8 protein-coding genes are annotated in these 10,328 nt (G+C 35.3%); 6 read left to right on the top strand and 2 right to left on the bottom strand.

Annotated elements, in window-relative coordinates; genetic code table 11:
• Window positions 1-595 precede the first annotated feature (595 nt).
• Entirely contained in the window at window positions 596-1,831 is a 1,236-nt protein-coding gene (gene pepT / locus LDK52_RS15385) for a peptidase T (protein ID WP_277586828.1), read from the top strand.
• Window positions 1,832-2,250: 419 nt separating this feature from the next.
• On the top strand, window positions 2,251-3,720 hold the full coding sequence (locus LDK52_RS15380) for an aminoacyl-histidine dipeptidase (RefSeq protein WP_277586827.1): 1,470 nt from the start codon (window positions 2,251-2,253) through the stop codon (window positions 3,718-3,720).
• Window positions 3,721-4,010: 290 nt separating this feature from the next.
• On the opposite strand, the gene LDK52_RS15375 is transcribed toward LDK52_RS15380, so the two are convergent.
• On the bottom strand, window positions 4,011-4,439 hold the full coding sequence (locus tag LDK52_RS15375) for a MarR family winged helix-turn-helix transcriptional regulator (protein WP_277586826.1): 429 nt from the start codon (window positions 4,437-4,439) through the stop codon (window positions 4,011-4,013).
• A gap of 117 nt (window positions 4,440-4,556) precedes the next feature.
• On the opposite strand from LDK52_RS15375, the gene LDK52_RS15370 reads away from it, so the two are divergent.
• Window positions 4,557-5,144 (top strand): NAD(P)H-dependent oxidoreductase, encoded by a 588-nt coding sequence (locus tag LDK52_RS15370; protein WP_277586825.1) that lies wholly within the window; start codon window positions 4,557-4,559, stop codon window positions 5,142-5,144.
• A 465-nt stretch (window positions 5,145-5,609) separates the two neighbouring features.
• Here the strand turns inward: LDK52_RS15370 and LDK52_RS15365 are convergent, their stop codons facing one another.
• On the bottom strand, window positions 5,610-6,629 hold the full coding sequence (locus tag LDK52_RS15365) for a YeiH family protein (RefSeq protein ID WP_277586824.1): 1,020 nt from the start codon (window positions 6,627-6,629) through the stop codon (window positions 5,610-5,612).
• 146 nt (window positions 6,630-6,775) lie between these two features.
• Between LDK52_RS15365 and LDK52_RS15360 the strand changes: the two genes are divergently transcribed.
• From LDK52_RS15360 to LDK52_RS15350, 3 genes are all read left to right on the top strand, one after another.
• Window positions 6,776-7,660 carry a LysR family transcriptional regulator gene (locus tag LDK52_RS15360; protein ID WP_277586823.1) on the top strand — a complete coding sequence of 295 codons (885 nt, stop codon included), beginning with the start codon at window positions 6,776-6,778 and terminating at the stop codon, window positions 7,658-7,660.
• A gap of 171 nt (window positions 7,661-7,831) precedes the next feature.
• Complete coding sequence (locus tag LDK52_RS15355; RefSeq protein WP_407081823.1) at window positions 7,832-8,797, top strand: DUF4822 domain-containing protein; 966 nt, start codon at window positions 7,832-7,834, stop codon at window positions 8,795-8,797.
• Window positions 8,798-8,865: 68 nt separating this feature from the next.
• Window positions 8,866-10,317, top strand: a complete 1,452-nt coding sequence (locus tag LDK52_RS15350) for a sensor histidine kinase (RefSeq protein ID WP_277586822.1) — start codon at window positions 8,866-8,868, stop codon at window positions 10,315-10,317.
• Window positions 10,318-10,328 lie beyond the last annotated feature (11 nt).

The raw sequence follows: 10,328 nt of genomic DNA, 5'->3' as shown, positions 1-10,328 counted from the left end.
CTGTTGATGTTCGTTAAAAAGTATTTTACTCATAATGTTTTCTCCCGTTCAAAGTTTGTAAATTTTAGTATAACGGGGTTTTGAAAAAGAAAAAACCCTGAATAGCTACACTTTTTATAAAGTGTCTACTATTCGGGGTTCAGTTCAGATATCACTTTTGCAGGCTCTTTTTGTTTTAAAATTAGGGAACCGGGTTCTTATAGAACTCAGACTTGTAGCTAGTTTTAGATAATTCCCTGTGTTAGACACTAATATCTCTTGTATTGCTAACTTCCAATTTGGACGAAGCATCTACCACCGTGTGAATGCACGAAACTTCGTCTAGATAAAATTGTTGTATGTAACTACTTTAGTAGAAAAATTTAGCACCCTGTATAAGGGGCAATTCTAAATAGTTTCTTATAGAGGGTATATGCAAAAACCGATTCTCTAAAGCTTATAGAAGGAATTTTTTGGCCACTAGTTCAACTATCTGTTCTTCATTTCCTCCTGTATCGTGGTTTATCTATTTTATCTTTTAGAAGGAAGAAATCGGCTATCAAATGTGACTATGGTAGAATATATGGAGGCATCATAGTGGAAGGGATTGAATGTTTTGAAGAAAGAATTACTTGAAAGATTTTTAACTTACGTAAGGGTTGACACGGAATCTGATGATAGCATTAAAACTACTCCATCAACTACAGGTCAGCTTGTACTTGCGAATATGCTTGTAGAGGAATTGACTGAGATTGGAATGGAAGACGTTTCGATAGATGAATTTGGCTATGTGATGGCTACTTTACCAGCCAATATAGATAAGCAAATTCCGACGATTGGATTTATTGCCCATCTTGATACATCAGAGGATTTTACAGGTAAAAATGTAAAGCCTCAAATCATACTTGATTACGATGGAGAAGACATTGTTTTAAATAAATCGTTGCAGGTTGTATTGTCATCTAAGGATTTTCCAGAGTTAGCCAATTATAAAGGGCATACACTCGTTACAACGGATGGTACTACTCTTCTAGGAGCAGACGATAAAGCTGGGATAGCTGAAATTATGACAGCGATGGCTTATTTAATTAAGCACCCTGAAATTAAACATGGGAAGATAAGAGTTGCTTTTACACCTGATGAGGAGACATCAAAAGGGCCGCATAAGTTTGATGTTAATGCTTTTAATGCTCAATTTGCATATACGATAGATGGTGGACCACTAGGGGAATTAGAGTATGAGAGTTTTAATGCTGCCGAGGCTAAAATAACTATTAAAGGCAGAAATGTTCACCCTGGTACGGCAAAAAACAAAATGATTAATTCTTCTAAAATAGCAATGGAATTAGATAGGAAGCTGCCTGTCGATGAAGCCCCTGAAACAACTGATGGGTATGATGGTTTTTACCACCTTTCATCTTTTAAAGGTAGTGTTGAACTTACGACAATGGAATATCTAATTAGAGACTTTGATAGAGAGAAGTTTAATGCAAGAAAGGAATTTGTAAATAATATTGTAATAGAACTACAAGCGAAATATGGAGTAGATAGCATACTTCTTGAAATTAAAGATGAATATTACAATATGAAAGAAAAAATAGAGCCTGTTTTTGAAATAGTCGATTTAGCTGAGCAAGCAATGTTAAACTTGGAAATCAAACCAGATATTAAAGCTATTCGTGGAGGCACAGATGGATCAGTTCTTTCATTCATGGGTCTTCCGACACCAAATATTTTCACAGGTGGAGAAAACTATCATAGTAAATATGAGTTCGCTTCAGTTGATAATATGATTAAGGCTACGGATGTCATCATTGAAATTGTTCGCTTGTTTGCAAAAAAGAATGAATAATATTATTTTTAAATAGAATGAATCCATTTTTGAAATAAATTAATTAAAATGGTTTTTTTCTACCTGTCATAAAATATTTATTAAAATTCTTCTTACAATATCGTAATGAGCCTAGTAATCTATCATTACAATTATAAATTTATACTTTAACCAATATTGCTCTTCTCAATAACTTTAAGATTTTTAACTCCACTACAAAATGTTCAACATTTTATAGTGGAGTTTTTTTCATAGATTTATCTTTCCAGAATTTATCACTAATGTATATATTAAAGGGTTATGTATCCCTATGGATCGTTGGTATAAGTTTTTATGGCCATTTTTCATATTTATATTTACTTTAGAAATTGTATTTGTCATTATTGCAGTTATTATTAACTATGGACCGTAATAATTTAAAAAATAGAAGGATGAGAAAAATGTATAATAGCTTGGTAGATTTAAGAAAACATCCTGTTTTTCATTATTTTATGGAGGTATCTAATATACCTCGTGATTCAGCGAAAGAAAAAGCAATTAGCGATTATTTAGTTCGATTTGCTCAAGCACGTAATCTAGAGTTTATACAAGATGAAGCGTTAAATGTAATTATTAAAAAAGCTGCAACACCTGGATATGAAAATGTACCGACTATTATTATTCAGGGCCATATGGATATGGTTTGTGAAAAGAATAAAGGCACCATTCATGATTTTGATAAAGATCCTCTTCAGTTAAGGATAATAGGTGACATGCTATATGCCACAGATACAACTTTGGGTGCAGATAATGGAGTAGCCATCGCTTATGCTCTGGCTTTGTTAGATTCGCATAATATACCTCATCCTTCAATTGAAGTACTTATAACGACTGAAGAAGAAACTACTATGAGGGGCGCACATGCAGTGAACCCGTCGCATCTGGAGGGTAAAATTCTTGTTAATATAGATTCAGAAGAAGATAAAAAGTTGCTAGTAAGCAGTGCCGGTGGAGTTATTATTACTCAAAACCTACCTATAATTTGGGAGGGTTCTCCGCGCAATGTTGTAACGTACTGTATAAGTATAGGAGGGTTGCAAGGGGGCCATTCTGGTATATCAATTGATAAAGGGAGAGGCAATGCCAATAAACTATTAGGTAGAGTTCTATATAATTTATCAAGTGAATTACCTTACTTTATACAGAAAATTAGCGGAGGAATAAAAGTGAATGCCATTCCTCGAGAAGCAGATGTGATTATCCAACTTCCTGCAGATGGTATTGGAAGATTAACTGAAGTTATAGAAGCTTGGAATAGAACAATAAATAATGAATTACGTAAATCCGATCCAAAGGTATATATTGGACTCGAAAAGATGGAGACAACTGATGCAAAAGTTTTTTCAAAAACAACGATGGAGAAAGCAATTGCTGCTCTCATGTTAATACCGAATGGTGTTCAAAGCAGAAGTATGGAAATAGAGGGACTGGTTGAGAGTTCTTCAAATTTAGGTGTTGTAACAACTTCAGATACAGAGATGAAATTTGAAAGTGAAACGAGAAGTTCTATTAAAAGCCTAAAGTATTCGATCGTCAATCAAGCACAGATAATTGCTGATATGCTTGGATGCGAATTATCTACTGATGCAGATTATCCAGAGTGGCCATATCGACCCGATTCAAGAATTAGAAAACTATTTGTAGAATCGTATAAAGAAAAATACGGTACAGATATTGATATCATTGCAGTACATGCTGGAATTGAATGTGGTATTTTGATTGAAAAGATTCCAGGCTTAGATGCCATTTCGATTGGTCCTGATATGTATCATGTACATACACCGAACGAACATCTAAGTATTCCTTCCACGATAGAAAACTGGGAATACTTCCTTTATACTTTAGAAAAAACAAGGGACTTTGATTGGTAACAATAAAGGCAATCTCTCAAAAGAAAAACAACGACTTTATAAGTTTATTGTCGATGCTGAAGACAGCTTAACAAGAAAATTAGTAAGCGATGTGAAAAAGTAGAATGGATAGACCCCGTAAATGTTACACACGAGCTTACATTTACGGGGTGTTTTCATGTAGCTTTTAAAGGAAATCTCTGTATTTAATCATAAGAATCATTTCATAGTGATGATTATCTAAATAGAATTGAACTATTTCTACTTCGTATACCTCTGTAATATCTATTGCTGCATCTTTACCATAAGAATTAATAAAATAGTTTTGTCTGCAGAACTTCTAATGCATGTTCAATTTCATCTAAATCTTCTATTGAGGCATTTTCTATTCGCTTTAGAAAACGAGATTCTATAGTTGCAAAAGCTTCGTTCATCATGGCTTCTCCATCATTCGAAAGACGAATATATTGTTTTCGTCGATCTTCGGTATCATTTAATTTCTCGATTAAATTTTTCTTACTTAACTTGCTTAGCTCACGACTTGTGTTCGGCATAGACATGTTTTGACAATCGTTAATTTCACTGGGAGTCACAGGTTGGCCAACTGATATATATTCAAGAATATTATATTGGGTCTGCGAGATTGAATCTGACTTTGCATTTTTTGTTAATTCCTGTGTTACTCGATGAACAGAAGATGTAAATGATACTAATTTATAAAAAAGAGCATTTTTGTCCATTTTCCTCACCTCTTATAGACACGGTAACAAAGATATTGTCAAAAAACAATTATCATTTGATAATTAAAAATCCGTATGTTATTATTTAGTTATCAAATGATAACAAAGAGGTGCGTTATGAAGTTGCTGCTAATTTATACATATCCAAACCACAACAGCTTAAACTATACATTTTTACAAAAAGTTATTAGGGGAAGTAACGAAAACCCCGAGGTAGAGGATTTACAGGTTTTAGATTTGTATGAAGAGAAATTTAATCCACTTCTAGTTTTTAATGAACAAAAGCGAAGACGTGATATGCACACTGATCCTAGTCTTGAAAAATATAGGGAACAATTTATGTGGGCTGACAAGATTGTTTTTATCTATCCTATATGGTGGGGAAGACCACCCGCAATGCTATTGGGATATATAGATCAATTATTTTCTTCTAACTTTGCCTATAAAGATAAGAAGGGACTTTTCCCGGAAGGACTATTAAAAGGGAAGTCCGTGGTATGTGTGTCTACCATGAAGGGGCCAACTAACTATCCGTTTCTTTGGTTGAACAATGCGCACAAAATTCTAATGAGAAGAGCGTTATTTAATTTTGTGGGTATCAAGAAAGTTAAATTCTTTGAGTTTGGAAATATGGAAAGTCCAAAGGGAAACCAAAAGAAAAAGCTAGAAAAAGTCTATAATTATTTTAAAAAGATAGAGCAGTAAGCAACCAAAATATTTTCTTCCTTTTTTATCCAAAATCCAAAAAGGTTAAAGGAGATTAGAACACTCTAATCTCCTTTAACATCTACCATAAACTACATTCATCACATAATCTCGAGAAGCGACTCCAATCAAAAACTTGACTTAACACCCGCAATTGTCAGTTACTCTAGCATCTTCGGTTAGTTCTGAAACAGGAAACTTCACTTCTTACCATGCTGCAATACCTTCGGACAACTCTTTAACTTTATAATCCATTTCTAATAACACCTTCGCTGCTTATAGTTGCTTCGAGACGTGCATTAAAAAAACCAATTGTTTTTCTTGCAGATTTAAAGGGGTTAAAACTTCGAATTCTACATGGCTCAAAAATTCCCAACGCCAATCCAGTAGCCTAATCACTCGTACAAGATAGGTGAAGCTTATCTAGACAGCCATATGCTTACGTAAAAGTTGTGGAGGAATTAGTTACATCGTGAAATAAGTGATGACAGACAAAAGAACGGATGTAATTGCCATGGCAAGAAGTGGTCGTAACGCCTTCGTGCGAAGATCCTTCAGACTAACATTCAAGCCTAATCCAATCATGGCCATTGTCAAAATAAAAGAAGTGAAAAAGGAAACCCCATTCATCACACCTTCTGGAATTGTAATCGCATGACCAAGTATGTAACTTCCGAATAAGCTCATGATAATAAATCCTATAAGAAACCATGGGAATTCTATTTTGCTATCGGAATCATTATCTGCTTTTCCTTTTCGTTTCATCCAGTACATAAGTATAAAGCTAAGTGGAATAAGTAAGAAAACTCGACCAAGTTTTGCTAACAAAGCAATGGCAAGGGCATCTGGTCCTGCTGGTGCACCAGCAAGGGCTACGTGAGCAATCTCATGCAAGCCTACACCTGACCAAATGCCATATTGCATAGCAGTTAAAGGAATAAAAGGTCTTATAATAGTATAAACAATGGCAAAGATAGTCCCGACCAGTGCAATTATGCCTGCACCCATTGCAGTATCTTCTTCTTTTGCTTTCAAAATAGGTGATACGGCTGCAATAGCTGCGGCACCGCAGACCCCCGTTCCAATTCCTAGCAATAACGATAATGAAGCATCTGCCTTGAATAGTTTTGCAAGGATCATAGTAAGAAAAATGGCAAAGACAATGGTTCCGACATCTCTAACAAGTAATCCCAACCCTTGGTGTAAAATAACATCGATATTCAGTTTTAATCCAAAAAGAATAATAGCAAGCCTTAAAAGCCTTTTGGCGGAAAATTGTATACCTATGCGTAGTTTTTCTGGGTACCCCCAAATTTGTCTATAAATAACAGCAAGGATGATGGCACAAGCAAGTTGTCCCACATGATCTAGTCCAGGTACTTTGGACAAACCAAAACCGACCAATGCAATAACAAAAGTAAAGCCAATTCCTCCAAGCCAATTTCCCAACGAAAATGACTTTCGCTTAGTTAATGTGTCTGTCATATTAAAATCTCCTATAACTAATGTATTGTGTTTATCATAGATCCCTTATTATGATAAGTAAAATAGATTATAATGATTATGATAATAACCAATTACTTATTATAATTTCTTTAAATAATCTAACGAGAATTTGAGGGTGGAGAAGAATGGAACAAGCATTACAAGTTTTTATTACCGTTGTAGAACAAAAAAATTTCACAAAAGCTGCAGAAATTCTTCATATGACTCAGCCAGCTGTCAGTAGTTATATACAGAACTTAGAGCGAGCATTGAATATAAAATTATTAGAAAGAACGAATAAGTTTGTCAGGCTTAACAAAGCAGGAGAAATTGTATATCAACATGCAAAGGATATTGCTGGTCTCTATACTAGAATGGAAAATCTTTTGGATGATCTAAAACATTCAGCAAGTGGTACTCTATCTATTGGTTCAAGCTATACATACGGAGAATATATCCTTCCCTATAAAATTGCCAATTTACTTAAGTCTTATCCGCAACTAAATCCGAATGTCATTATAAGGAATTCGAATGAAATTATTGAATTAGTCATGCGTAACCAAATCGATGTGGGGATAATAGAAGGTGAATTTAAAAATGAAAAAGTTAAGATAACTCCGTTTGCAAATGACCAGTTATCGATTACTACAGCTTCAAACCATTACTTTTTAAGCACACAAAAAATAAGCTCTCATGATTTGAGTGAGGAAACATGGCTCATACGTGAAGAGGGTTCAGGAACAAGGGAAATGCAGGAGAAATTCTTTAACCGAATGGGTTGTTATCCAAAAAAAATGATGGTTTTGGGAAGTACCCAAGCTATCAAGGAATCAATTGAAGCCGGTTTAGGAATTTCTTTCCTTTCTCACTCCGTTATAAAAAATGAAGTAGAGCTAGGAAAGTTAAAGTTACTAGAGATCGATGAGTATTCTATAATAAGAAATTTTTCGCTTGTAACCCCAATTTTCCAGTTTCAAACTAAAGCAACCGAGGTTTTTGTCCAATTATTAACAAATGAACCTATCATATAGATGAGATAGCCCACTTCAGTGACAATTTAAATATGGACGCACAATGTTCAGTGTATTATGCGTTTTTTTCTCGAATTTATATTTTGTTTATATTTGCGATATAGAGAGTTTAGAACTGTACTTCATAATGAATAATGAAGGATAAGCAAATGATAAAGGAGAGAAAATATTATGAAGAACAAATTTAAATTCGCAACAATTGCTATTTTTAGCTCTATCACATTGTTAGCGGCATGCGGGGAAACAACAAAAAATGAGGCGGACAATTCAACCGTACAAAATCAAAAGGAAGAAGCTGTAAAACCTGAACAACAGCATACCAAGGGACAAGAAATGGCGAATGTACTAAGCAGTATGAATTGGCAAGGTACTAGTGTTTATAATCAAGATAATATTGATCTAACCAAGGAGAATGCTGGCTTTATCGGTTTAGCAAAGTATGAGGCAGAGACAGGACGTTATGAATTTTTTGATGCGGAAACAGGTATGACACGTGGCGATGAAGGCACATTTTTTATGACGAATGACGGTAAGAAGCGTATTTTGATTTCAAATACGATGAAATATCAAGCCGTTGTCGAAATCACGGAGTTAGAAGAGGAGATTTTCACATACAAACGTATGGGGAAAGATGCGGATGGGAAAGAGGTCGAAGTATTTGTGGAACATATACCATATGATAAAAATGATTTAGCCTTCACAAATCCAAATCAAGAGTTATCTGCTTCGACAGGAGATATTAATACTAATGTAGATGGCGATAAAATCCTTAGTAAAACGTTATGGCAAGGTACAAAGGCATTCGATGAAGAAGGCAATGATGTCACAAAGTATAACGAGAATTTTTTGAGTGTTGCAAAGTTTGAAGAAGCCACGAATCAATACGAATTTTTTAATATAGAAACAGGTGAGAGTCGTGGAGATTACGGTTACTTTGATGTGATTCGCGACAATAAAATCCGTGCACATGTATCAATTGGTAACAATAAATACGGTGCCGCATTAGAGCTTACAGAATTAAATGATGACAAGTTTACTTATAAACGTGTTGGGAAGAATGCAGATGGCAAGGATATCGTAATTTATGTTGAGCACGAGCCATATAAGGGAGATTTTAAGCCGTCTTTTAGCTTTTAAATAATAAGAAAGTCCATTACTTGAAAAAGTAAGGAATCTCCTTTATAAATGGAGGAAAGGAGATCAATATGACAATCAAAAATCGATTTTTAACTTCATATATTGGTGGTATTGTCATTGCAAGTGTCTCCATTCTTGCCATCCTATGCATTGTTTTTTATGTAACAACAGGGTCAGTTCCTACACCTAAAACATTGTATCAAACCTTTACGAAGCAGCGCTCCTTGAGTCCGGAGGAGGAGCTTGCTTACATAGAGCTACGAAATATTGCGAAGACTAATCCAGACAAGCTCATAGGAGAGGTTATGCAAAAGAATTTGCAACAAATTGAGAAGGAGTCACTTGGCGTTGTCATCCGCCGTGATGAGAAAATTCTATATTATACGCAGGGGCTAGTAGAAGAATCGCTTGTCGTACATTTTCCAAGTTTTGATACGAATAATATTGAAACGAAGGGTACGATAGATAATGCGGGTAGGCTGTATCGTTATATTAAGTTTGATTTTTATTATAGCGACCAGTCGAAGGGAAGCGTCCTCGTACTGAAAAAGGAAAACAGCCTTTTGGATTTTCTTACCAAATGGGGAATTACAATTATTATCATCATCCTTCTTGTGTCCATCGCAGCAATGCTCTTTTTAAATCAACTATTACGTAAGACGATTATCAAGCCTTTAGAGAATTTGGGTCAGGTCATGTCTGAGATGCGAGAGGGAGAATTGATGATTGAGTCACCAACTTTACCTATTAATACAGCAAAGGAAGTCCATCAGCTGACAGCTAATTTTGAGAATATGCGTGCGGCGCTTTTAGTCTCTATACAGGAGCAGCAAAATCTTGAAAATAACAGGAAGGAATTAATCGCGAGCATTTCTCATGATTTAAAAACACCAATTACTTCTATTATTGGTTATGTAGAAGGCTTACAGGAGGGAGTTGCCGAAACACCTGAAAAGCAGGAAAGGTACTTGAAGACGATTCATTCGAAATCACTCGCCTTGAATCAATTAATTGAAGAGCTCTTCCTCTACTCTAAGCTTGACGCAGAGGCAGTTCCTTTCCATTTTGAACGTATACAGCTTGCAAAGTTCCTCGCACATATGGTGGAGGAGTTTCAGTTGTACAACCGTGAAGTCCAGTTTCTACTGAATCTGACGGAGGATGTGTACGTTTCTATTGATCGTATGCAGATGAATCGAGCGATTACTAATTTATTCGAAAATAGTATGAAGTTTAAAAAGACAACTGAACCGTTATGTATGATACTAGAGGTAATGGTAGTTGATGATATGGTTGAAATTCTCGTGATGGATAATGGGCAAGGGATTGAGGAGTTACAGCTCCCCTACGTATTTGACCATTTTTACCGTGGCGAGGAGGCCCGTACATCGACAACAGGAGGTAGCGGCTTAGGTCTTGCGATTGTGAAACAAATCATCGAAAAGCATAACGGCCGCGTGAAAATTCAAAGTGAGCTAAACTATGGTACGACAGTGACAATAATATTGGAAAAGGCTTAAAGGAAGTGTCA

It is taken from the genome of Psychrobacillus antarcticus (assembly GCF_029533155.1).
GTDB lineage: Bacteria > Bacillota > Bacilli > Bacillales_A > Planococcaceae > Psychrobacillus > Psychrobacillus antarcticus.
The sequence above is the reverse complement of the archived record's forward strand: the minus strand, read 5'-3'. Positions and strand labels throughout refer to the sequence as shown.